We start from the raw sequence: 24800 nt of genomic DNA, 5'->3' as shown, positions 1-24800 counted from the left end.
TATTGTTTATCAATAATTTTTATATATTTGTTATCGTTAAACAATAATAATATAAAAATGAGAAAACTAAATATTTTAAAATCTCTTGTAGATTTCATCTGGTACATTACATGTTTACCTTTAATACCATTAATTCTATTTTTTGCCGTATACATGTTTTTCGATGCCGATGTGCTCAAGGTTTTTAATGTTCTGGATCAAGGGATAATAATAACACCATGGTATTTAAAGGTTGTATTACTATTAATCGCAATATTATTATTTGTTTTAATTTATAGTTTTTTTCTTTTTAGAAGTACGTTGCGTTATTTTCAAAACAGTAACCCGTTTGATTATTTCGTAATTATTAATTATAAAAAAATAGGAAATCTACTTATGGTTTCTGGTATTTCAGGAACTATAATTTCATTTAGTTTTCATTTGTTTTTAAAGGGTAGTTTACAATTTAATTTAGGCTTAAGTCCATACTTGTTTACTATCTGTTTAGGCTTATTCTTTATGGTATTAAGTGAAATATTTAAAGTGGCGAAAACTGCAAAACAAGAAAACGACTTAACAATCTAACCTATGCCAATAATAGTAAACTTAGATATTATTCTTGCCAAACGTAAGATGAAAAGCAAAGACTTGGCAGCCATTGTTGGTATCACAACCGCTAATTTGTCCATATTAAAATCTGGTAAAGCCAAAGCAGTTAGATTCTCTACCTTAGAAGCTATTTGTAAAGCTTTAGAGTGTCAACCAAGTGATATTCTAGAATACGTGGAAGACTAATTGTAAAGCTAAAATGTGTAACTTAGCATTGCTAATCTGTTATTGATTATAATTGTTTAGCATAAATATTTAAGCGATGATAGCACACAAACAAGGAAGCCTAACTTTCTTTACACCAGAAACCATAGATGGAGCAGGAGGGCAGTTTTTCGATACAGGAATTTCGGCAGGATTTCCATCTCCAGCAGACGATTTTAACGAACAGCGTTTGTCTTTAGACGAAGAGCTGGTTAAAAATAAAGAAACAACATTTTATGCTAAAGTAAGCGGGCAATCCATGATTGGAGCAGGACTGGACGATAACGATTTATTAGTTATAGACAGAAGCCTAGAACCAGAAAACAATAAAATTGCTGTATGCTTTTTAGATGGCGAATTTACCGTTAAACGCTTAAGAGTAACTAAAGATGAGGTTTGGTTACAACCAGAAAACCCTAATTATCCCATTATAAATATAACAGAGGATAACAATTTTTTAATTTGGGGCATTGTTACTAACGTGATTAAGAAAGTTTAATTTTTTATGAAATTTGATAACCCAATACTATTTTTTATATGCTCGATTGGTGTTTTTAATGGGTTTATAGCCAGTTTTTACTTCTTGTTTTTTAGTAAACAGAAACGCATTCAAAATTCATTTTTTGGGCTTTTGCTTTTAATGCTAAGTCTTAGAATAGGAAAATCTGTATATATTATTTTTACGGACATAGCTAACCGTGATTTACTAATAGCCCAAATTGGTTTATCTGCTTGTTTCTTAATTGGTATTTCTTTGTTTTATTATTTGAAGTCTTCTATAGAAAACAAGAAGGTTACTCCACAGATTTGGAAAATACATTATGGAATTCTTGTTGCTATCATTTTTTTAGTAGGCACTCTAAAGCCATATAGAACTCATGTAGATTTCTGGCATCAGTATTTTATACATTTTATCTATACTATTTGGGGAATTTACTTGATTCTTTCTGGTTATATTCTAAAAGATGTTTTTAAAAAGCTTTTCACTAAAAACACAAAATGTACAACTTCAGAGGTTTGGTTAGTTGCTGTTTTTGTTGGAAACATATTAATTTTTTCAGCGTATATGGTTGGCTACTTTTATCTCTATTTGGTAGGTACCATTACCTTTTCGGTAGTATTTTATGCCTTATTGATTTTTCTGTTATTTAAAAAAAACAGAGACAATATTTTTCAAGATATTCCAGAAAAATACGCAGCAAAAAAGATTAATGAACCTGAAGCAGAAATGTTAATTCAAGAACTATCTACGTTAATGCATACAAAAGCATTATTTAAAAATTCAGATGTAAAACTTAAGGATTTAGCAGAAGAATTAAAGATTTCCAAACATCATTTATCTCAATTATTAAATGATAATTTAGGAAAATCGTTTGCACAATATATTAATGCGCTTAGAATAGAAGAAGCAAAACGATTATTACTAGAGAACAGTCAATTTACTTTAGAAGCTATAGGTTTTGAAGCTGGTTTTTCTTCAAAATCGACATTCTACGCTACTTTCAAGAGAATTATAGGGCAAACTCCAGCCGAATTTAAAAAACAATTTTCTTAAACGTTTTATCCAATTTTATAATTCTGGACACTTCCATTATAAGCCAACACTACTATTTATTACTATTTCTTGATGTTTGTATTTAATCAATTTAAACAAATCATCATGAAAAATCACATCTTACTATTTGCAATATATTTTGCATTTCAATTTACCAACGCCCAGTCTGAATGCGGCAACGTAGAGCATGCACTTCAAAAGTACATGGAAGGCAGTTCTTATAACAAACCAGAAATGTTATTAAGCGCATTCACAGAAAATGCCACTTTGTACCTAACGGGCAAAGGTGGTTTTAAACTGTATTCACCTAAAGAATATGTCGCTTTTTTTAAGAATGCCGAAAAAGGAAAATTTAATGGACGAGAAGCAAAAGTGCTAGCTATTGAAGTTGTAAAAGATATTGCAACGGCTAAGGTTGAAATTGCAGGTCCGGCTAGAAAATGGGTTTATATTGATTTATTTCTGTTGAAAAAAATAGAGAATACTTGGAAAATTATAAGTAAAACTGCCACAAGAATAGATGATTAGAAATAAGATGCTAAAGCCAATCATTTATAGTTTTGTTTTATTTTCTTTTTTCTGTGGATTTTCGCAAACTTCAATTATTAAATATGTTGATACAACTATTGACATTGATGGGGAATTTAATGAGCACGTTTGGAAGCAGATTCCAGAAAATACAAATTTCTATAATTATTTACCAACAGATATTGGTTTAGCGGAAAATCAAACATCTGTAAAACTGTTTCATAATGGTGAGTATTTATTTGTGAGTGCAACGTATTTTGATTCTACTGAAAAGACAAGAGTTAGTACTTTAAAAAGAGATACTTCTATTTTTTTAAGTGATTCTTTTGTGATGATTTTAGATACTCAAAATCAAGATCAGAATGGTTATTTCTTTGCTATAAACTCTTTAGGAAACCAAACGGACGGTATAGTTGGTAGAAGCAATAGCGGCTATAACCTAAGCTTTAGTTGGAATACGGTTTGGGAAGCAAAAACGAAATTAAATGGAAAGAAGAAGCAATATGAAATTGCGATTCCTTTAAAAGCTTTAAATTTTAATAAGGAGAATGCGGTTTTTGGTGTTCAATTTTATATGCGAGATATTAAGAATAATTCTTGGACTATTCTTAAAAACGTAAAACGAAACTATGCCAATTTTGATTTACGGTTTACAGAAAAGTTTGCAGTTGAAAATCTACCAAATAAATCAACATCTCGTTTTACAGTAACACCATCTATTACCATAAATCACCAAAATGATATTGATGAAGATATAGACGAAACAACCCTAAAACCAAGTTTAGATGTGCAATATAATGTTACTTCCTCTTTAAAATTAGATGCTACAATACATCCTGATTTTTCGCAAATTGATGTGGACCAACAAGTCACTAACTTAACACGATTTTTTGTTTTTTTTCCTGAAAGAAGAAATTTCTTTTTAGAAAATTCTGACTTGTTTTCTAATTTGGGAGTTACCGGTGTTAATCCGTTTTATTCTAGGCGTATTGGTGCAAATAGCGATATTCAATTTGGATTAAAACTCTCCGGAAATATAACCCCAAAAACCAGAATAGGTGTTTTAAATGTACAAACAGATAAAGATAAAGATATTGCTTCTGAAAACTATGGAGTTCTGGTAGGAGAGCAGCAATTGTCTAATAACATTACTGCAACAGGATATTTAATAAATAGACAAGAAACTAATGTATTGGAATTCGTAGATGAATATAATCGCGTTAGTGGTATTAACCTAAACTATAAATCTAACAATAATAGATGGATTGGGTTGGCTAATTTTGGTAAGAGCTTTAATGATGAAATCGATGGAGAAAATAATTTTTATCATGCAGGAATTTGGTATAATAAAAGAGGATTAGAATGGAGTTTGGCTATTAAAGATATAGGTAAAAATTATATTACAGATGTTGGTTTCGTTCCAAGATTAAATACTTTTGATGCTATTAATGGTGTTATTGTAAGAGAAGGCTATAAACAAACAACAGCCGCAATAGAATACGAAAAGTTTTATGAAGATTCTAAAATTTTAAATTCTTTTAGAATACTTAATTATAGTAATAATAATTATTTTGATGAAAAAGGAAGTATGCTACAATCGTCTCATTTTCTTAATTCCGCATTATTTTTTAAAAATCTCTCAGCAGTGTATTACGCGTATACATACGACTTAGTAAATTTAAAATATGGCTTCGATCCTTTAGGAAATGGAAACGCTTTACAGCCAGATAAATATAGTTATGGTCTTTTAAAAGTTGGTTATAATTCCGCAAATAATCAAAAGTTGAGATATAGAGTCAATTTTCAAAGAGGTAATTATTATAGCGGAAAGAGAACTGCTGCGGGAGCATATTTAAACTATCAAATGTTGCCTTTTGCAAATTTAGAATTGTCTTTTGATATTAATGCAATTGATTTAAATGAACTGGGAAATGAAATCTTTCATTTAACGCGTTTTACTGGTGAAATATTTTTTAGTAATAGGTTGAACTGGACTTCATATGTACAGTATAACACGCAGAGAGATAATTTTAATATTAATAGCCGTTTACAATGGGAATATAAACCATTATCCTACGTTTACCTTGTTGTTTCAGATAATTATAATCAAAATATCGAAAGGCAGAACTGGGGAGTTGCCTTTAAAATGAATTACAGATTAGACTTTTAAGCACAAAAAAACGCGAAACACAGATTTTACGTCAGTTATTCGTTTTTTATATAGTTTTAAATAGTAAATTAATCCGCTAAAATAATTGCTTTGTTATCTTTCATTTCTACTGTTCCAGAATTGATTTTTATTGTCAACACTTTATTATCACTTGCATGAGGTACAACGTTAGCGTGTAACTCGTCAAAAACAAGATTATTTTGAGTATGTGTGTTTATCTTAACAGTACCTTCTGCTAATACGGCTACAATAGCTGCGTGATTATTAAGCATCTGAAACTCACCATTAACTCCTGGTACAGTAACAGCATCTACTTCACTACTAAATAAAGTCGCTTCTGGTGATACAATTTCTAAATACATAATTTTTCAGTATTCAGTAATCAGTAATCAGTATACAGTCGCTTAACGCAGACTGTTGACTGAGGACTTCTTACTAGTTTTAAGCTTCAGCAAGCATTTTCTCTCCAGATTCAATAGCGTCTTCAATAGAACCTTTAAGGTTAAAAGCAGCTTCTGGTAAGTGATCTAACTCACCATCCATAATCATGTTAAATCCTTTAATAGTTTCTTTAATATCTACTAGAACACCTTTAAGCCCTGTAAATTGTTCTGCTACGTGGAATGGTTGAGATAAGAAACGTTGTACACGTCTTGCTCTACCTACAGCCATTTTATCTTCTTCAGATAATTCCTCCATACCTAAAATGGCAATAATATCTTGTAATTCTTTATAACGTTGTAATAACTCTTTTACACGTTGTGCACAATCATAATGCTCATCGCCTAAAATATCAGCCGTTAAAATTCTTGATGTAGAATCCAATGGATCTACTGCTGGATAAATACCAAGCTCAGCAATTTTACGAGATAATACTGTTGTTGCATCTAAGTGAGCAAATGTTGTTGCTGGTGCTGGATCTGTTAAATCATCTGCTGGTACGTAAACCGCTTGTACAGATGTAATAGATCCTTTTTTAGTTGAAGTAATGCGCTCTTGCATTGCTCCCATTTCGGTAGCTAATGTAGGTTGGTAACCTACTGCAGATGGCATACGACCAAGTAATGCAGACACTTCAGATCCTGCTTGTGTAAAACGGAAGATATTATCCACGAAGAATAATACATCTTTTCCTTGTCCTTCACCAGCTCCATCTCTAAAGTACTCCGCAATTGTTAAACCAGACAAGGCTACACGCGCACGTGCTCCAGGTGGTTCATTCATTTGTCCGAATACGAAAGTAGCCTTAGACTCTTTCATTATATTTTTGTCTACTTTTTGAAGATCCCAACCACCTTCTTCCATAGAATGCATAAAGTCGTCACCATACTTGATAATTCCAGACTCTAACATTTCACGAAGTAAATCGTTTCCTTCACGTGTTCTTTCACCTACTCCTGCGAATACAGAAAGTCCACCGTGTCCTTTTGCAATATTGTTAATCAACTCTTGTATTAATACAGTTTTACCTACTCCAGCACCACCAAATAATCCAATTTTACCACCTTTTGCATAAGGCTCAATTAAATCGATTACTTTAATACCTGTAAATAAAACTTCGGTAGAAGTTGATAAATCTTCAAATCTTGGTGCGCTTCTGTGAATTGGTAAACCTGCATCACCAGCTTTAGGTAAATCACCTAAACCATCAATAGCATCACCAATTACATTAAACAAACGTCCGTATATATCTCCACCAACTGGCATTTGAATAGGGGCGCCAGTAGCGTTAACTTCTGTTCCTCTACTTAAACCATCAGAAGAGTCCATAGCAATAGTACGTACAGTATCTTCACCAATGTGAGATTGTACTTCTAATACTAATAATGAACCATCAGCTTTCTTAATTTCTAATGAATCGTAAATTTTTGGAAGTTCAGCACCAGCCTCGAATTCTACATCGATTACTGGACCTACTATCTGTGCAACTTTACCTGTAACTTTTGACATTACTTATCTATTTAATATTATGCTGTTTAATTGTTTGAAAACACCTTCGGTTTTCGCGAGCAAAGATAGGTCGTTTTATTTAAAATGAAAGTTGTTTTTAAGCTTTTTTAAGCATAAAAAAAACGCCTTCACTAAGAAGGCGTTTAAGAGTATTATATTTTGAATATTTTATTATAATCCTGGTGAGTAATGTACACCGAAATCATCGGCTTTTACTACAGTTCCTGAGGCTCTAAAGTTTGAGCCAAAGGTAGTATCAATAGCATCTAAAAAAGCATTTGACATATAGGCATAACCTCTAGCTGTTAAGTGAATACCATCTAAACTTACTAATCCACCAGTTACTAATTCTGTATTTAAATTGTAACCATCAAATGGAATACCGGTAGCTGCCGCTTGGTTTAAAATACTGTTTAAATCTACTAATGCTAATCCATTAGCTGATGCAATAGCTGCTATACTTGTATTATATGCAGTAGTAGCGGTAGCAATTTCTAGTTGCTCCTCTGGAGTTAATACCCATTTATCTTCTAACTGGATTTGTGTTCCATAACCTTGAGGTATTAAGGAAGAAAGTGGTAAAACGAATAAATCTGCTGCAGTTGCTTGTCTAAAGCTAGGAATACCAAAACTGCTTAAATCTGTTAAATCTTCATCAATGAGTACTAGAGCATTGTTTGCACTTTCATAGAATGTTATAGTTCTTTTGTCTACCTGTTCTTGAGTTAATAATCCATTAGTCATCGCAAATTGTAGCCCTCCGTTATATGTTGCATATCCTTGGTTTAATGCACCAGCTGTTGCTGCATCTAAAGGAACTGGGTTATACGGTATAGTTGTAAAGTGAGATAAACTTGTAATATTTGGTACATTACCAATAGCACCTTTGGCTCCATTAGATGTGAGCGCAGTTACCATTGTGTTTAAGGCAAAGTCAAACATTGTTGCAGTTGTAATAGGATCTGTTCCATCACCACCAGTAGTAGCATAACCTAAAACATCGTTTCCTCCAATTTCACTTAATGTAAAGAATGATGGGTTTTGAGCCACTGCTAATTCAACCATTGATGCATTAGGTGTTGCACCAGTTAAACGTATAGCATAAGGGTTTGCTAATCCAGCAGAAAGATTTGCTAGGCTACCATATCCAGGAGCAATTAAATGAAAACTCTTTGCTCCAGGTACTCCAAAATTATTAAAAGGTCCAGTTGGAGGGGCTAATAAATCTGTTCCTACAATTACAGGTCCAATTGCGGCTTCTAATGGAATTGGTCCAGCTCCACCAAAGACTAGTCTTGGGCCTTGAATTCTATTTCCACCAACTGCTAAACCACCATAATTATCGGCAGTTAAAGGTTGATTAAAAGTTCCGCCACCAATATTTGCAAATTGTTTTGCCAAAGTATTTGGGAAAGAATCCTCTTGTCCAGCCATAAATAAGCCACCATCTGTAAATCCAGCAGTAAATGAAGCACCAATAGCTACGTAGTTAGAAAAATCTGCCGAACCAGCAGTTAGTGCAGGTAAAATGACTGCATCTACTGGTGGTTGGTCTAAAAATTCTTCGTAGTCTTCCTCATCATTACATGCTGTAAAACCGATAGCTATTGCAAGAAGCCCTAAATATTTTAAGTTTTTAAATGTCTTCATTTTATAAGTTGTTAATTGTTAATGATGCATAATACATAGATCCAATAAATCCTGTACCAAATGCTGTAAAGTATTCGTCGCCAGTTAAGTTAGTTGCACCAACTTTTATTACTGATTTTAAACTAGGTATTTTATAGTTAACTTGTGCATCTAACACATGGAATTCAGGTACGATACCGTTACCAAAAGTTGCTTCCCAGAAATAGTCATCACTAAATCTATATGAGATATTGAAACCAAAGTTTTTAAATACTTCTGTATGACCAAAAGAGGCTTTAAATTTATGTTCAGGTGTGTTGAAGCTAAGCATCACATCTGGATATGTTGCATCGTCAAAATCTAGTTTTGTAAACGTGTAACTTCCGCCTAAATCGAATCCATTAAATACTTTTGTAGACAACCCTATTGAAGCTCCATAAGAGTTTACATCTGCTTTAGTGTTAGTATAGGTGCTATACGCTTGAAAATCGCCATTTGCTAAAGCGGCTACTGAAAGACCACCATCTCCAGCTACTCCATAAAATGGAGCGATAACAACTTCTTGAGAAATGAAGTCTTGGTATTTGTTATAATAGGTGCTGAAATCTACAATTAATTTATCGAATTTTCCTCTGTAACCAATTTCGATAGAAGTTACTTGCTCTGGCTTAATAATATCTGGATTAGCTACAGTTAATAAAGCTGGATTTCCAGCAGCCGCAAAAGCGGTTACAGAACTAGCAGAATAAGAATTGTTATAAGCTGCTGCACCAGTTTGTGTAACAGTTCCAGGTTGTCCAAAGGTTGTTTGACCAACAGTACTTATATTGTAATCTTTAGAATACCGGTCTAAGTTATTTGGTGCAGAACCAACCAATATGGCCCTACCTGCATCTAAACCAATAAATAAATCTTGAGTGGTTGGGTTTCTAAAACCTGTTTGCACAGAAGCTCTAACATTGTGATTTCTATTTACTGTTAAGCCAGCAGATAACCTTGGTGAGAAGAAACCATCAAACAATTCTGATTTATCGTAACGCCCAGAAGCCGTTAGTTTTAATTTCATGTCTTCACTAAGTTCTAAATCTTTTTGAATTTGTGTGTAAATACCAAATTCTGAATATTGAATTGGTCCATCAGTATCAGTATAAATACTTCCTCCAGAATTTAAACTATATTGTCTGTAAGATCCACCAACTTGAATGTCTGCGATATCTGTTAAGTGACTAAAGTTATAATTTGCATCACTATGAAAATATTTAGAAGCATCTTGAAATTTAGAACCAGTTCTTAAATCAGGATCGGCAACACTCTTATTAAATGCTGAGTTAAATCCATCTGATCCAGGTAAAAAACGACCAGTGTCTGCTGTTGCTCTGGCCGCATCATGCTTTTGTTGTGTCGATAAGCCTAGAGGGTTTCCTGTTAGTTCTATACCAGCATAAGTTGCTATGTATTCTTGAAACCACTGTGAATCACTTTTCCAAGCTCTGTTAATATTAATACCAGTAAATACCATATCGTAAGAATCACCAGCTTTATCTGAAACTTCGTAAGCTCTTACAAAGAAATTATCGTTTTTAACTTCTAATTTATGTTGTTGTTGGAAGAATCTTTTGATATTATACCTGTTAGTACCTTGGTATATTGTGTTACCTGTTCCAACTTTTCCAACGTAAGAAATTTCTAAACTATTATCCTCTATTGGTCTAAAGTATAATCCCCAATCTGCTTTAATGCTTTCAGCATTATAATTTGTTAAATCACGCTCATTATATCCTGTTCTACTAACTACAACATCTGGAATAATTCCTAGACCAGAGGCAGCTCTAATATTTGTTGAAACTTCGTCACCATAAACATTAATACCATCGTAATTTGTATTAGAACGGGTTCTAGTAGGATCTATTTTATCTACTTCGCTAGTTGCAGCCCAATCTGTACCTTTTAAGTATCCGAAATTTACTTTTGCTGCAAATTTGTCTGAGAACTTATGTCCCATGGTTATACCAATATCTGTATAAGCATTGTCACCAGCAGCTTCTTGCGAGGTAATACCTCTTTTAAGTGAAACTCTAATCCCTTGATGATCAAAAGGATTTTTACTTCTCATAAATAAAATACCATTAAAAGCATTTGCTCCATATAAAGCAGAAGATGCTCCAGGCAATAACTCTACGCTTTGTACATCTGTCTCTACCATACCAACCAAATTACCAATTGGGAAATTTAAAGCAGGAGTAGAGTTGTCCATGCCATCTACTAATTGCATAAATCGTGTATTTGCAAAACTTGCAAAACCACGTGTGTTAACAGATTTAAACGTTAAACTGTTTGTGTTAACATCTACACCTTTTAGGTTTTCTAGTCCACCATAAAAATCTGCAGAAGCAGTAGTTTTAATTTGTTTTAAACCAAAACGTTCTACCGTTACTGGAGATTCAAAAATACGTTCTGGAGTTCTTGAAGCAGAAATAACTACTTCATCAAGAATACTTCCTTCAGCTAAAACGAATTCTATGGTTTGATTTTCCGAAGTAACATCCATTGTTTCTGTAGCAAAACCAACACTACTAGCTTGTACTGAAAATGGAGGCGTGCTATCTGTTGATAATGTAAATTTACCATCAAAATCACTTATGTTTCCTGAAGATGTTCCTACTACAATAATATTTGCACCAGGAATAGGTAATCCGTTATTGTCCATAACAGTACCACTTATTGTTGTTTGCGCATAAGTTAAAGCACAAAAAAACAACAATACAATTGATAAGATTGTTCTCATTTTTTTTATTTAGTTAATTTAATATAAGCCAATATACGTTTTTAAAGTATATCTTAAAAAAAAGTTAACGAAAATTATGCGTGCATAGTATAACATATATTAAAAAACACTGCTCTTTTTTATGTATAGTATAAAAAAGAGCAGTGTTTAATATGTATTTAATAAAGTGTAATTGTTATTTAGAATAAATAAATATTACTCTACAGTTACAGATTTAGCCAAATTTCTAGGTTGATCTACATTTTTATCTAGCATTACTGCTATATGGTATGATAATAATTGTAACGGAATCGTAGTTAATAAAGGTGTTAAAGATTCTATTGTATCCGGCACTTCAATAACATGATCTGCAAGATGCTTTACATCTTCATCACCTTCTGTAACAATACCAATAATTTTTCCTTTACGAGATTTTATTTCTTGAATATTACTAACGACTTTTTCGTAATGTCCTTTTTTAGTAGCAATTACGAAAACGGGCATTTGTTCATCAATTAAAGCAATTGGACCATGTTTCATTTCTGCAGCAGGATAGCCTTCAGCATGAATATAAGAAATCTCTTTAAGTTTTAAAGCGCCTTCTAAAGCTACTGGGAAGTTATAACCACGACCTAAATACAAGCAGTTCTTAGCATCTTTATAGGTTTCAGCTACAGTTTTAATATGTTCGTCTTGTAATAATGCTTTTTCAACTTTTCCAGGAATGAGTTCTAGTTCTTGAAGGTGATGTTGGAAAACCGACTTAGAAATTGTTCCTTTTTCTTTTGCTAATTTTAAAGCAATTAATGTTAATACTGTAATTTGTGTAGTAAACGCTTTTGTAGAAGCTACACCAATTTCGGGTCCAGCATGTGTATAGGCTCCTGCATGGGTTTCCCTTGCAATCGAAGAACCTACAACATTACATACGCCAAAGACAAATGCACCTTTAGATTTTGCTAATTTTATAGCAGCTAAGGTGTCTGCAGTTTCTCCAGATTGAGAAATTGCTATAACCACATCTTTTTCTGTAATAACTGGGTTTCTATATCTAAATTCTGAAGCATACTCTACTTCAACTGGAATTCTAGCTAAGTCTTCAAATATGTATTCTGCAACTAAACCTGCATGCCAAGATGTTCCACAAGCAATAACAATAATTCTATTAGCGTTAAGGATTCTTTCAAGATTGTCGTCTATTCCGGCCATTCTTATTAAGCCTTCTTTTACATTTAATCTTCCGCGATAAGTATCTTTTATAGCTTCTGGTTGTTCGTGTATTTCTTTAAGCATAAAATGGTCGTAACCACCTTTTACTATTTGTTCTAAATTAAGCTGAAGCTCTTGAATGTATGGGGCTACTAAAGAATCATCTTTAATTTTTCTGATTTTTACACCTTTTTTTAGTCGAACAATAGCCATTTCTTCATCTTCAAGATAGATGGCTTTTTTAGTATATTCTAGAAAAGGAGTTGCGTCGCTTGCAATAAAAAACTCATCTTCTCCTACGCCAATAGCAAGAGGACTTCCTAATTTTGCAACAACAATTTCATCTGGTTTATTTTTATCGAAAACAGCAATGGCATAAGCACCAATAACTTGGTTTAATGCTATTTGAACAGCTTTTCCAAGTTTTACGTTTTCGTTCTTTTTTACGTCTTCAATAAGGTTAATTAATACTTCGGTATCTGTGTCAGACGAGAAGGTATAGCCTCTATTAATAAGCTCTTTTTTTATAGAAGCGTAGTTTTCGATAATTCCATTATGGATAATTACTAACTCTCCAGAGTTAGAATAATGTGGATGAGAATTAACATCGTTTGGAACACCGTGTGTAGCCCAACGCGTATGACCAATTCCAACATTACCATTAGTAAGTTGTTTGTCCTTTGTAATTTTATTTTCTAAATCTGAAACTTTTCCTTTTGTTTTAGATAGTTTTAAGTTTTCGCCATCGTATAAAGCGATTCCTGCACTATCGTAACCTCTATATTCTAGTCTTTTTAGACCTTCAAGAATAATAGGATAAGCTTCTTTTTTGCCAATATAACCAACTATACCACACATATATTTTTAATTTTCTGGTTCTGTATAAAAAATTTCGAATTCTGCTCTAAATTCTGAGTTTACGTTTTCATCATAACCATGTAAAACGGTAGCTTTTGAACTTAAAATACTTGTACTAGGTACAATGTCTAAAGTACTATCATCATCGTCATTATTTCTTCCTTGGATTTTAGTCCGTGACAAAACATTTACATTATTTGCTAAAAACAAACCTAATTTAACATTTGTAGAGTCCCTTTGTAAAATGTTTGAAATATGGGCAGTTAATCGAATCTTATATTTTACTCCTTTTCCGGCATCATTTCTTTCAAGGACTTGTGAAAACCCAGTTTTTGATGCGTTAGGTGCCAAAGTATTTACTGAGCCATCTAAGAAATAATCTAATATTGGAGTATTATTTTTTAAATCGTATAAAGTTAAACGATCTGGTTCGTTTGTTCCATTTCCTCCTATGAGGTCTTGGTTTACATAAAATACTAGGTTAGCTTCGTTAATTAACCATTTGTCTTTTTTTCCATAGAAGTAATCGAAAGTAGGGACAAGTTCACCTTCATCGTTTTCTATTTCTCCAGAGAACAACTCTAAAACAGCCATTGAGCCATCAGCTCCTTTTAAATACAAATTATCTTCGTCTTGATCATGGTCATCAACATTAATTTGATCGAAAGTGTTTACTCTATTCCCATTAAATTCTAATCTGTAAACTGTTGCGTCTCTGGCCTCAAAAGGATTCCCTGCTTCTTCGGCATCTATTTCTTCTTGATTTGTATAATCAAAAAGAATACTTGCCGCATTAAAGTTTAAGTAGGTAATACTTTCTACTGGTCCTGCTGTGTCATTGAGCTCCACATTAATAATTAGGCCTCTAAAGAAATCTTTAAAATTACTTTGTGTGCTTAGGACATCATTACCTTGATTAGCAAAAAATATATTTTCCCAGTAGGCTACGCTTATGGCATCTTGTAAGTCTACAAGATTTATTCTAATGCCAGGAGCATAACGTTCTGAGTATACCGGAGTAACACCATCATCCTCAAAAACAGGAAGACCGTCTTCGTCTAGTTCTTGTATTCTATATTCATCAGAATTTATAGTAAATTCGTTATTTTCATATAATAAGTCACCAATTGTAGAATTTGATAGAAACAAATCACGTTGGTTAGAATAGTAACATTGCGGATTTTGAAAATCTGAATTTGGGTCTAAATCTCTAAGTACGTAATTATTTCTGTAAATAGATAGCTTAAAATTTTGGTCTGTTTCTCCTATTAAAGAATCTAACTTATATGTGTTGTCTCCATTTTCTTCTGTACTTTCTACAGTTGAAAAATAAGGTATATTAAGAAAAACAGACTCGATACTTCTATTCGATTCTCCAAAATCTGGATTGTAAGTTATTGGTGCTACTTGCGAAACAATACTTGCTATAGTTGTCCCGAAGGCAGTTGTAGGGTTTTTATAAACACCAAAAAGACTACCATTTAAGCCATTAGTTTGCACTCCATCAAGATCAATATTTCCACTAGCTGTAAAAGGTGTAAATGTTTGTGTTCTTGTAATAAATGGAAATAATTTACTAGTAGCTTCAAAGTTTTTTATACCTTGAATATCACTTTCAATATTGGTAAAATCGCTATCACAAGATATTGAAATTACTAAAATTAAGCCAAGAGCAACAATAGACTTTAGGCTATTAATTATTTTTTTCATAAATTTTTCTTCTTCGTTTGTTATAAAACACTTTCATTATAAAATGCTGTATACGCTTCGGCAAACTCATCTTTTTCTTTATAATCTAAAACAGGCTTATCAGCTTGTTTTAAATAGTCCTCTAGTTCTTTAGGGATTTCCTCAGAACCAATTATTAATGCGTCTGAGTTGTCAATAGCAACCTTCATTAAATTATTGTAAGTAGGCTCTTCTAGTATTTTTAAAGCATCTTTATCGATATTATCGAAAGCTACTTTATTAATTAGGTCTTTATTTAACGTGTTTTCAAAGCTTTGATTGTACACCGAAGTCACAATTTTACTTTCGTTAAACAAAGGTTCATCTTTATAGAACTGCTTTAGGTATAGTGGTAGTAGGGCAGCAAGCCAACCATGAATATGAATAATATCTGGTGACCAGTTTAGTTTTTTAACAGTTTCTATAACACCTTTTGCAAAGAAAATAGCGCGCTCATCATTATCTGAGAATAATTTCCCGTCCTCATCTGTTAATGTTGCTTTTCTTTTAAAATATTCATCATTATCTATAAAATAAACCTGAATACGCTCTTTTGGTATAGATGCAACTTTAATTATAAGCGGCATATCTAAATCATTAATCACTAAATTAATTCCAGAAAGTCTAATAACTTCATGTAATTGGTGTCTTCTTTCGTTAATATTCCCGTACTTAGGCATGAATATTCTAATTTGTCCACCTTGTTGATTTACCATTCTTGGAGTTTCAAACGACATTGAAGAAATCTCAGTTTCTGGCAAATATGGTACTACTTCAGACGACACATATAATATTCTCTTATCTTTCATAAGTTAGTTTTAATCGGTTTAAATTTTGGCTAATTTTGTTTAACCTTTTATTTTCTATTTCTAAAATCTGTCTATAAAGCAGGTTAAATCTACTTAAACACTAAGAAATGAAAATAAAAAACACGCAAAAGTACAAAAATTTATGCAGATTGCTACTAATATATTAAGTTTGCAAGCGTTAATTTTGTATTAAAAATGACTATTTTCAACAATAAATCCGAAATTCAAGACCATATTTCTAAGGCAAAATCAAAAGGAGCTACTTTTGGTTTTGTAGCAACAATGGGAGCTTTACATAATGGGCATTTGTCTCTAGTGCAAAGCGCATTACAAGAAAACGATGTTTGTGTCGTTAGCGTTTTTGTAAACCCAACACAGTTTGATAATGTCGAAGATTTAAAAAAGTACCCAAGAACATTAGAACAAGATGTTGCACTTTTAAAGACTGTTTCCAATTCTATTTTAGTTTATGCACCAAGTGTTGAAGATATATATGGAGGTAATACAAAAGCGGAACATTTTAGTTTCGATGGATTAGAATTCGAGATGGAAGGTCAATTTCGAAACGGTCATTTTGATGGCGTTGGTACAATTGTTAAAAGACTTTTTGAAATTGTAATGCCAAACATCGCTTATTTTGGAGAAAAAGATTATCAGCAATTAGCAATTATTAAAAAATTGGCGCAGAAATATAATCTGCCAGTTATTGTAAAAGGTTGCGAAATTTTCAGAGAAGATACTGGTTTAGCTTATAGTTCTAGAAACTCAAGACTAAAACCAGATTACAGAAATGCAGCTCCATTTATTTTTAAAACGCTAACGACAGCCAAAGTGAGATTTGGAACAAAAAGCGCTAAAGAAGTTACAAAATGGGTTGAAACACAATTTGCTAAAAACAAGTTTTTAGAACTTGAGTATTTTGTAATTGCAGATATTGAAACCTTGAAGACTGTAAAAAGAAAATCCAAATTCAAAACATATCGCGCGTTTGTTGCTGCTTATGCAGATGACATTAGATTAATAGATAATATAGCACTAAATTAATTACCTTTGTACCATGCAAATACAAGTAGTAAAATCTAAAATCCACAGAGTTAAAGTTACAGGTGCAGACCTTAATTATATTGGTAGTATTACTATCGATGAAGATTTGATGGAAGCAGCAAATATTATACAGGGCGAGAAAGTTCAAATTGTAAATAATAATAATGGAGCGCGTTTAGAAACTTACGCAATTCCTGGGCCGAGAAATAGTGGAGAGATAACATTAAATGGAGCCGCGGCAAGATTGGTGTCTCCTGGAGATGTGCTAATATTAATTACTTATGGCTTTATGGATATTGAAGCAGCTAAAATATTTAAGCCATCATTGGTGTTTCCGGATGAAGCTACGAATTTATTAAAATAATTAGTGAATAAATCAATACTTAAAATTTTAAAAATTTCGCTCCCAATTCTATTGGGATTCTTTTTAATTTGGTACTCTTTGCAAGATGTTCCATTACAAGTTGTTTTGGAATATTGGAAAAGTGCGGATAAAGCTTGGATTGTTTTAGGTGTTTTTTTGGGCTTTTTAAGCCACCTATCAAGAGCGTATAGATGGTTGTTTCAATTAGAACCATTAGGCTATAAAGTAAGATTAGGAAACAGTATAATGGCTGTTTTTGCAACTTATTTAATTAATTATACTATTCCAAGAGCGGGAGAAGTAGCACGAGCAACCATCCTAACAAACTACGAAGGCGTTCCTTTCGAAAAAGCCTTTGGAACTATAGTTGCAGAACGTGTTGCAGATGTTTTGGTTGTGTTCTTAATCATCACCATTACTTTATTTTTAGAGTTCGATTTTATTTATAGTTTTTTAGCTGAAAAATTTAATCCCACCAAAATTATATTAGGATTTACCATTTTGGCAGCGGTAGCATTATTTTTTGTTTTTTATATAAAAAGAAGCACATCTAGTATTGCCTTAAAAATTAAAACTTTTGTTAACGGATTAATTGAAGGTGCTTTAAGTATTTTTAAAATGAAGAAAAAATGGGCGTTTATATTTCATACATTCTTTATATGGACTATGTATGTGCTTATGTTTTATGTTACAACATTCGCAATTCAAGGTTTAGAAAATATTCCTTTTGGAGCTATTTTAATTGGTTTTATTTTAGCTAGTTTTAGTATCGCTGCAACAAATGGAGGCATTGGTTCCTATCCTATAGCTGTTTTTACGGCTTTTTCTATTTTTAGTATTACTAAGGACCCAAGTTATGCTTTTGGATGGATTATGTGGGCGTCTCAAACAGTGCTTGTTATCTTTTTTGGTGGTCTATCCTTATTATATTTACCTGTTTATAATAGAAAAAAATAATTTGTACCTTGCTCTTTTAAAATAAATTCACCTTCTTATGAAACACTTTTTATACCTTTTTGTTATACTTTTTTCTGCACAATTTATTACTGCACAAGTCACGTATAAAAATTTTAATTCCGAAAAATTAGGAGAAGCGAGAGAAATTAAAATCCAATTGCCAAGAAGTTACGATTCTAGTGATAAAAGTTATCCAATAATTGTAGTTTTAGATGGCGATTATATGTTCGAAATCGTTGCAGGTAATGTTGATTATGCGGCTTATTGGGAAGATATTCCTGAAGCAATAGTTGTTGGTATTAATCAATTCGATAATCGTGAAAATGATACCATGTATTCTGAGCAAAATTCACTACCAATAGAATCAGGCTTAGCTTTTTTCGATTTTATTGGCACCGAGCTTATTCCTTATATTGAAAAAACATACAGAACAGAGAAGTTTAAAGTGGTTGTTGGTCATGGTATTACAGCAAGTTTTATTAATTATTATTTACTTAAGGAAAAGCCATTATTTAACGCTTATGTTAGTATAAGTCCTGAATTGGCTCCTGACTTGCAAGCTTTTTTAACCGAAAGACTTCCTAATATAACTACAAAAACATTCTATTATTTAGCCACTTCTTCTAACGATATTAAAAGTGTAAAAACGCAAGCCGAAGCTTTAAATACTGCTCTAATGGGTATAGACAATAAAAGTGTGCTTACTACTTTTAATAATTTTGAAGGTCCAACACATTATTCATTGCCAGCCCATGCAATCCCAAAAGCCTTAGAAAGTATTTTCTTCATTTTTAAACCTATATCTAAGAAAGAATATAAGGATACCATTTTAAAATTAGAAACGTCACCAGTAGATTATTTAATAGAAAAATATGATGCGATCGAAGATCTTTTCGGTATTAGTAAACCAATATTAATTAACGATTTTAGAGCTATTGCTGCGGCAATAAAAAAATCTAAAAAGTTTGAATATTTCGAGCCTTTAGGCAAATTAGCAAGAAAACAATATCCAGATACGTTATTAGGAAATTATTACTTAGGACGTTTTTACGAAGAAACAGGAGATTCTAAAAAAGCAATGAAAACCTATCAATCGGCTTATATTTTACAAGAAATTGGAGGTATTACAAAAGATCACGTTTTAGAGTTGTCGGAGCAAATCAAAGCCGATTTTGGATATTAATTAATTCCTCTTCTTTTGGAGAGTTTAGAAGAGCATTATGGCTAAAGTTAAAACTACTTTTTTTTGTCAGAGTTGTGGCACGCAATACTCTAAATGGCAAGGGCAATGTACAGCTTGTAAAGAGTGGAATACTATTGTTGAAGAAGTTATTCAGAAGCCAGAAAAAAGCGATTGGAAAACACCTACAAACACACAAAAACGCACTTCGAAACCTTTAACAATTAAGCAAATTGATGGCTCTAAAGAAGCAAGACTAGACACCTTAGACGCTGAGTTTAATCGTGTTTTAGGAGGTGGAATTGTTCCAGGTTCATTAACGCTTTTAGGTGGCGAACCAGGAATAGGGAAAAGCACATTATTACTTCAGATTTCATTAAAACTCCCTTATAAAACGCTGTATGTCTCTGGAGAAGAAAGCCAGAAACAGATAAAAATGCGCGCAGAACGCATTAATCCAAATAACGACAGTTGTTATATTCTTACCGAAACCAAAACGCAGAGTATTTTTAAACAAATTGAAGCTTTAGAGCCAGACATCGTTATTATAGATTCTATTCAAACCTTACATAGCGATTATATCGAATCGTCTAGTGGAAGTATCTCCCAAGTAAAAGAATGTACTTCTGAGCTTATTAAATTTGCTAAAGAAACCAATACACCAGTGGTTTTAATTGGCCATATTACCAAAGATGGTAATATTGCCGGTCCAAAAATACTGGAACACATGGTGGATACTGTTTTACAATTTGAAGGTGATAGAAACCATGTATTTAGAATTTTACGCGCTCAAAAAAATCGTTTTGGTTCTACAAACGAGTTGGGAATATACGAGATGCAAGGTTCAGGATTAAGAGAGGTTAGTAACCCAAGCGAGATTTTAATCTCTAAAAAGGATGAAGAATTATCAGGAAACGCTATAGCTGCAACTTTGGAGGGCATGCGTCCATTAATGATAGAAGTTCAGGCTTTAGTTAGTACTGCAGTTTATGGAACGCCTCAACGCAGTGCAACAGGGTTTAACGCTAAACGATTAAATATGCTTCTTGCTGTTTTAGAAAAACGAGCGGGATTTCGTTTAGGTGCAAAAGATGTATTTTTAAATATTACAGGAGGTATTACTGTAGATGATCCAGCTATAGATTTGGCGGTTGTGGCTGCTATTTTGTCCTCTAACGAAGACGAAGCTTTGCCTGCTAATTATTGCTTTGCTGCAGAAGTTGGTTTGTCTGGAGAAATTAGACCAGTACAACGTGTAGAACAGCGTATTTTGGAAGCAGAAAAACTTGGGTTCTCAACTATTTTCGTTTCCAAATATAATAAGATTTCACTTAAAAACACTGAAATTAAAGTTCAGCTCATTTCTAAAATTGAGGATCTAGTGAGTTATATCGTTTAAAATATGTTTCTTCAGCTTCTTTTATTGAACTTATTTGTTAGTTACTTCATTTTTTTTATTTCAAAAAATACGTAAAGCACTTAAAATGTGCTGTTTATTTAAATTATATATTAAGATAATTGGGTTTAATCGGTAAAATCACACACTTAATCGATTAATTATGTGTTTTAAAATATAATTAGTTTTATTTGAACTGATCCATGGTGCTTTTCAACCTAGATTGTTTATTAATAACGAGTTATATTCCTCAATTTCACGTATTATGAATAAACATAGCAGTTTATTATTTTTATTTTTGCTGTCATTTTTATTATCTCATAGCATTTATGCCCAATGTATTGGACCGGTAAATGACTGTGATAATGATGGACTCTTAAACTCTATAGATTTAGACGATGACAATGATGGTGTTTTAGATACGAACGAAGGTTCGGTATTTGATAGTTATACCTTAGAATTTTCGCAATTTCCTAATCACGTTTCGGATGAACCAACAGTAGCCCTAATTTTTGACGGATTAACAATATATACAGGCAACCAAGACTTGCGCTTTCACGATTTTGTTATTACTCCTGGAGATTTAAACGGATCCATATTAGATAATGCGTTAGTAATTGGAGCTAAAGATGGTTCGAGTAATGTTAATGTAAGTGCAGGTACTTTGTTTAGACTTTATATGGAAAACGATGATGCTCTTGGGGAAGATGCGGGTGATATAGCTGCAGATATTGTTTCAGGTTCAGCTGATTTAGGTCTCAACCCTAATGACCTATTCGATATTCCATTTGTAGACATTACACCTGTGGATGGAATTCATGATAATTACGATGGTTTTAATAGTTTGTTTTTAGATAGAACAGGCGATGGATTAACTGGAGATGATTTTAGTCGAGATGGAGATGCTGATATAGATACCGAAGGAGTAGATTTTAGCCCTATGGGTGCTATCTTACAATTTTATCAAGGTATTCCAGGTGCGAGTGGTGTTGTTGTTGATACTTTTTTTACTCCTATACAGTTGCTAGATGATGGTACGGATAGCGGTTATGCTTCTCCTGCTCCTGGTAGTGATGGTGTTATAACTTACGATGCAACTACTAATATTTCTAATTTTTCGCATATAGTAGTCGCTTCTATTACAGATGGCACAGGATTAGATATCCGTGTAATAGAGATGGAAGCAAACCTTATTGCTAATATTGGTGGCGGTTCAATACCAGTTTTAACCTTTTTATCTACTTTGGATACAGATGGAGATGGGAGTCCAGACCATTTAGATCTAGACAGTGATGGCGACGGTTGTAGTGATGCTTTTGAATCGGGAGCAGTAACAAACCTAGGATTTAATTATCAATTCCCAGATGTAGATGCTAATAGTGATGGTTTTGTAGATGCAGTAGACGACGGTTCTAATGGCGGAACAATTAACGATGGAATTCCAGATTATACAGCTACACTAGCTCAAGTCATTGACGGAATAGGTGCTTGTCCAGTAATAGACTCATGTGACGCGATACCTTCAGGAAATACGGATACGGATGGCGATGGCGTATCAGATGTCTGCGATCTAGACGATGACAATGATGGTGTTTTAGATACAGATGAATTAGGGACAACAGTTGTATGCCCAGTGCAACAAATATCTTCTATTGGAACCGATTTAGTAATAGATAACGGCACAGCAGCGGACCTATTTGATTTAAATCTCGCTAATGTTTTCTATTTTACTAATAATCAAAATTTTACTGTTCAAAGGGATATTTTTACAATCAACTTTTCAGAAGCGGTTACTTTAACACAAATTGATATCATTTTAGATAGAACAATTTCTTTTCTAGAAAATGGTGTTCAATTTCAAGTTCAAGGTTTTAATGGAACAGGCTACGATAATCTTACACCTCTTATAACTTCAAATGGTATAGCTGAGTCTAATAGAGAGCTAATAAATTTAACTAATACAACGGCGTATCAAACCTATCGCATGCGGTGGATAAGTGGTGGTCAGGTGGGATGGGAACCCTATATACAAGAAATACAATACACTGCAAATACTTGTAATGCACCAATTGTAGTAGAAACAGATACAGATAGTGATGGTACTCCAGATTATTTAGATTTAGATAGTGATAATGATGGTTGTTCAGATGCAATAGAAGCCGGAACAACAACAAATCAAACGGCAAACTATCAATTTCCATCAAACGATGTAGATATAGATGGTATACCAAACACAGCCATAGCTTCAAACGCCACAGGAGATTTCCAAAATGCTGCAATTTTTTCTTGTGATTGCCCGCATGCTTCCGGTATAGATACAGATGGAGATGGAGTAGATGATGCCTGCGATTTTGACGATGATAATGATGGTATATTGGATTGTGTAGAAAATGGATTAGATACCACTTTTTTTAGTCTTTTTAACCCTGCTGGCAATGCCATTCAAGTGGGTGAGGATGTAATACAATTAACCGATGATTTGCTTAGTGAGAGTGGGATTATTAATTCTTTTGGAAAGGTGAACTTTAGTTCTTCATTTACTTTTGAGTTTGAAGCGAATTTAGGTAGTAATAATGGAGGAGCAGACGGAATAGCTATTGTATTTCATAACGATCCAGCTGGTATAAACACATTAGGTGCCGAAGGTTCTGGTATTGGAGCTAGGGGCATAGTAGACGGTATTGTCTTAGAAATAGACACGTTTGATAATAGTAGTAATTTAGCTGCTACCGGAGATATTGCTAATGATCATGGAATGATTTGGGATTCAGATAATCAACTCGGGCCTGGTGGTATACTAACAACGGCAATTTCATTAGGAGATATTGAAGACGGTGCTTATCATGATGTTGTGGTTATGTGGGATTCTGTATCGCAAACCTTATCCTATACCATTGGCGGTACTGTAGCAGGATCTTTTACAAACGACATTGTAACTAATTATTTAGGAGGAATAAATACCGCTACATTGGCTTATTCAGCCTCAACAGGAGGTTCGACAAATACTCATTTATTAAGAGCAATCGATCTTTGTGGACTCCCTATATTCTTAGATACAGATAATGATGGCACACCAGATTATTTAGATTTGGACTCAGACAATGATAGCTGTCCAGATGCTTTAGAAGGTGATGGTAGTTTTGAATTTACTGATTTAGATGGAAGCGATATGCTTTCAGGAGGGATTAACTCTGGTGGTGTACCAACCATTTCTGGGTCGCCTCAAGGTATGGGTGATAGTAAAGATGACACAGTTTATGGATGTCCAATAACAGTAGATTTTGATGGTGTCAATGATCATTTAATGACTTCAAACCTTGACTTAAGTAATTGGAGTGCGCTAACGTTACAATTCTGGGTAAAAGCGAATAGTGCCTTGCAAGCAGATGCAGGAATTGTTGGCCAGAAAGGTATTATAGAAATCACACAGAATGGTAAATTAGAATGCGATATTTTTAACCAAGGCGGTGAAGGTACTTTTTCAAACGCATTATGGCTTGATAATTCTAATACATGGCAACATATCACATTAGTCTATAATAGTGGGCTTATTCAGTTATATTATAATGGCATTAAGCAATATGAACAAACAAGCTCTGTAGGTACTACATTAGATCTAGTTCTGAAAGCTTAATCTTGGAGGGCTTATAAAAACCGGGAGCCATTTCAAATTATTTTCATGGCTGGATTGAGAAGTTCGCTTATTTGATGTGGCATTAACCGAGAGCCAGATCCAACAAATAGTTTACCAAGAAATAGGAATAATGGAGGTAATGTGCGTGGTACTGTAATACCAAAAGATATAGAAGACTTAGATACAGAAGCAAATATACTTTGGTCTAGTTTAAAAATTATATTATCGTATGA

The 24800-nt window shown here is 33.2% G+C and carries 20 protein-coding genes; 12 read left to right on the top strand and 8 right to left on the bottom strand.

Translation table 11 applies throughout. The features are described from left to right. Positions 1-57 precede the first annotated feature (57 nt). The 6 genes from RH82_RS10595 to RH82_RS10570 all read left to right on the top strand — a co-directional run bounded on the left by RH82_RS10595 (position 58) and on the right by RH82_RS10570 (position 5045). Positions 58-564, top strand: a complete 507-nt coding sequence (locus RH82_RS10595; protein ID WP_052158301.1) for a DUF2975 domain-containing protein — start codon at positions 58-60, stop codon at positions 562-564. 3 nt (positions 565-567) lie between these two features. After that, positions 568-774 (top strand): helix-turn-helix domain-containing protein, encoded by a 207-nt coding sequence (locus RH82_RS10590; protein WP_034060623.1) that lies wholly within the window; start codon positions 568-570, stop codon positions 772-774. Between the two features lie 76 nt (positions 775-850). Then, positions 851-1291, top strand: a complete 441-nt coding sequence (locus RH82_RS10585) for a LexA family protein (protein ID WP_034060622.1) — start codon at positions 851-853, stop codon at positions 1289-1291. A gap of 6 nt (positions 1292-1297) precedes the next feature. Next, positions 1298-2347 carry an AraC family transcriptional regulator gene (locus tag RH82_RS10580; RefSeq protein ID WP_034060621.1) on the top strand — a complete coding sequence of 350 codons (1050 nt, stop codon included), beginning with the start codon at positions 1298-1300 and terminating at the stop codon, positions 2345-2347. A 105-nt stretch (positions 2348-2452) separates the two neighbouring features. After that, entirely contained in the window at positions 2453-2875 is a 423-nt protein-coding gene (locus RH82_RS10575; RefSeq protein ID WP_241148044.1) for a nuclear transport factor 2 family protein, read from the top strand. Then, a complete protein-coding gene (locus RH82_RS10570; protein ID WP_034060619.1) occupies positions 2868-5045 on the top strand; it encodes a DUF5916 domain-containing protein in 2178 nt (725 codons plus the stop codon). Before RH82_RS10575 ends, RH82_RS10570 begins: the two co-directional genes overlap by 8 nt. Positions 5046-5113: 68 nt before the next feature. On the opposite strand, the gene RH82_RS10565 is transcribed toward RH82_RS10570, so the two are convergent. The 7 genes from RH82_RS10565 to RH82_RS10535 all read right to left on the bottom strand — a co-directional run bounded on the left by RH82_RS10565 (position 5114) and on the right by RH82_RS10535 (position 15992). After that, positions 5114-5407, bottom strand: coding sequence for a FoF1 ATP synthase subunit delta/epsilon (locus RH82_RS10565; protein WP_034060617.1), 294 nt, complete (start codon positions 5405-5407; stop codon positions 5114-5116). 79 nt (positions 5408-5486) lie between these two features. Continuing rightward, positions 5487-6995: a F0F1 ATP synthase subunit beta gene (gene atpD, locus RH82_RS10560; RefSeq protein WP_034060615.1), complete on the bottom strand. Its 1509-nt coding sequence runs from the start codon at positions 6993-6995 to the stop codon at positions 5487-5489. A 171-nt stretch (positions 6996-7166) separates the two neighbouring features. Continuing rightward, positions 7167-8645, bottom strand: coding sequence for an SGNH/GDSL hydrolase family protein (locus RH82_RS10555; RefSeq protein WP_034060613.1), 1479 nt, complete (start codon positions 8643-8645; stop codon positions 7167-7169). A gap of 1 nt (position 8646) precedes the next feature. Beyond that, positions 8647-11409: a TonB-dependent receptor gene (locus RH82_RS10550; RefSeq protein WP_034060612.1), complete on the bottom strand. Its 2763-nt coding sequence runs from the start codon at positions 11407-11409 to the stop codon at positions 8647-8649. A gap of 195 nt (positions 11410-11604) precedes the next feature. Further along, a complete protein-coding gene (glmS, locus tag RH82_RS10545; protein WP_034060610.1) occupies positions 11605-13455 on the bottom strand; it encodes a glutamine--fructose-6-phosphate transaminase (isomerizing) in 1851 nt (616 codons plus the stop codon). Positions 13456-13461: 6 nt separating this feature from the next. Then, entirely contained in the window at positions 13462-15165 is a 1704-nt protein-coding gene (locus RH82_RS10540) for a DUF4270 domain-containing protein (protein WP_034060607.1), read from the bottom strand. 20 nt (positions 15166-15185) lie between these two features. Continuing rightward, the gene (locus tag RH82_RS10535) at positions 15186-15992 is read right to left on the bottom strand and encodes a glycogen/starch synthase (protein ID WP_034060605.1); all 807 of its coding nucleotides are present in this window, start codon (positions 15990-15992) and stop codon (positions 15186-15188) included. Positions 15993-16187: 195 nt separating this feature from the next. Here RH82_RS10535 and panC point away from each other — a divergent pair, with 195 nt between their 5' ends. From panC to RH82_RS10505, 6 genes are all read left to right on the top strand, one after another. Further along, positions 16188-17036 (top strand): pantoate--beta-alanine ligase, encoded by an 849-nt coding sequence (panC, locus tag RH82_RS10530; protein WP_034060603.1) that lies wholly within the window; start codon positions 16188-16190, stop codon positions 17034-17036. 13 nt (positions 17037-17049) lie between these two features. Beyond that, on the top strand, positions 17050-17400 hold the full coding sequence (gene panD, locus RH82_RS10525) for an aspartate 1-decarboxylase (RefSeq protein WP_034060602.1): 351 nt from the start codon (positions 17050-17052) through the stop codon (positions 17398-17400). 3 nt (positions 17401-17403) lie between these two features. Then, entirely contained in the window at positions 17404-18357 is a 954-nt protein-coding gene (locus tag RH82_RS10520; RefSeq protein ID WP_034060600.1) for a lysylphosphatidylglycerol synthase transmembrane domain-containing protein, read from the top strand. Between the two features lie 37 nt (positions 18358-18394). Beyond that, positions 18395-19540 carry an alpha/beta hydrolase gene (locus RH82_RS10515; RefSeq protein ID WP_034060597.1) on the top strand — a complete coding sequence of 382 codons (1146 nt, stop codon included), beginning with the start codon at positions 18395-18397 and terminating at the stop codon, positions 19538-19540. 37 nt (positions 19541-19577) lie between these two features. Further along, positions 19578-20936 (top strand): DNA repair protein RadA, encoded by a 1359-nt coding sequence (radA, locus tag RH82_RS10510; protein ID WP_034060596.1) that lies wholly within the window; start codon positions 19578-19580, stop codon positions 20934-20936. A 262-nt stretch (positions 20937-21198) separates the two neighbouring features. Then, entirely contained in the window at positions 21199-24567 is a 3369-nt protein-coding gene (locus RH82_RS10505; RefSeq protein ID WP_034060594.1) for a lectin-like domain-containing protein, read from the top strand. Positions 24568-24599: 32 nt separating this feature from the next. On the opposite strand, the gene RH82_RS18670 is transcribed toward RH82_RS10505, so the two are convergent. Continuing rightward, the coding region (locus tag RH82_RS18670) for a hypothetical protein (RefSeq protein WP_034060592.1) at positions 24600-24800 on the bottom strand (201 nt) is incomplete at its 5' end.

The sequence above is a fragment of the Lacinutrix jangbogonensis genome (assembly GCF_000797445.1).
Classification (GTDB): domain Bacteria; phylum Bacteroidota; class Bacteroidia; order Flavobacteriales; family Flavobacteriaceae; genus Lacinutrix; species Lacinutrix jangbogonensis.
Note: the sequence above shows the minus strand (reverse complement) of the source record. Positions and strands in the feature narration are given on the sequence as shown.

Excerpts from the sequence above, each read along its gene's own strand:
- RH82_RS10580 (WP_034060621.1), top strand. The coding sequence starts at position 1,298 with ATGAAATTTGATAACCCAATACTATTTTTTATATGCTCGATTGGTGTT.
- radA (WP_034060596.1), top strand. The coding sequence starts at position 19,578 with ATGGCTAAAGTTAAAACTACTTTTTTTTGTCAGAGTTGTGGCACGCAA.
- RH82_RS10540 (WP_034060607.1), bottom strand. The coding sequence starts at position 15,165 with ATGAAAAAAATAATTAATAGCCTAAAGTCTATTGTTGCTCTTGGCTTA.
- RH82_RS10575 (WP_241148044.1), top strand. The coding sequence starts at position 2,453 with ATGAAAAATCACATCTTACTATTTGCAATATATTTTGCATTTCAATTT.
- RH82_RS10565 (WP_034060617.1), bottom strand. The coding sequence starts at position 5,407 with ATGTATTTAGAAATTGTATCACCAGAAGCGACTTTATTTAGTAGTGAA.
- RH82_RS10595 (WP_052158301.1), top strand. The coding sequence starts at position 58 with ATGAGAAAACTAAATATTTTAAAATCTCTTGTAGATTTCATCTGGTAC.
- RH82_RS10515 (WP_034060597.1), top strand. The coding sequence starts at position 18,395 with ATGAAACACTTTTTATACCTTTTTGTTATACTTTTTTCTGCACAATTT.
- RH82_RS10535 (WP_034060605.1), bottom strand. The coding sequence starts at position 15,992 with ATGAAAGATAAGAGAATATTATATGTGTCGTCTGAAGTAGTACCATAT.
- RH82_RS10550 (WP_034060612.1), bottom strand. The coding sequence starts at position 11,409 with ATGAGAACAATCTTATCAATTGTATTGTTGTTTTTTTGTGCTTTAACT.
- panD (WP_034060602.1), top strand. The coding sequence starts at position 17,050 with ATGCAAATACAAGTAGTAAAATCTAAAATCCACAGAGTTAAAGTTACA.
- panC (WP_034060603.1), top strand. The coding sequence starts at position 16,188 with ATGACTATTTTCAACAATAAATCCGAAATTCAAGACCATATTTCTAAG.
- atpD (WP_034060615.1), bottom strand. The coding sequence starts at position 6,995 with ATGTCAAAAGTTACAGGTAAAGTTGCACAGATAGTAGGTCCAGTAATC.
- RH82_RS10590 (WP_034060623.1), top strand. The coding sequence starts at position 568 with ATGCCAATAATAGTAAACTTAGATATTATTCTTGCCAAACGTAAGATG.
- glmS (WP_034060610.1), bottom strand. The coding sequence starts at position 13,455 with ATGTGTGGTATAGTTGGTTATATTGGCAAAAAAGAAGCTTATCCTATT.
- RH82_RS10585 (WP_034060622.1), top strand. The coding sequence starts at position 851 with ATGATAGCACACAAACAAGGAAGCCTAACTTTCTTTACACCAGAAACC.
- RH82_RS10555 (WP_034060613.1), bottom strand. The coding sequence starts at position 8,645 with ATGAAGACATTTAAAAACTTAAAATATTTAGGGCTTCTTGCAATAGCT.
- RH82_RS10505 (WP_034060594.1), top strand. The coding sequence starts at position 21,199 with ATGAATAAACATAGCAGTTTATTATTTTTATTTTTGCTGTCATTTTTA.
- RH82_RS10570 (WP_034060619.1), top strand. The coding sequence starts at position 2,868 with ATGATTAGAAATAAGATGCTAAAGCCAATCATTTATAGTTTTGTTTTA.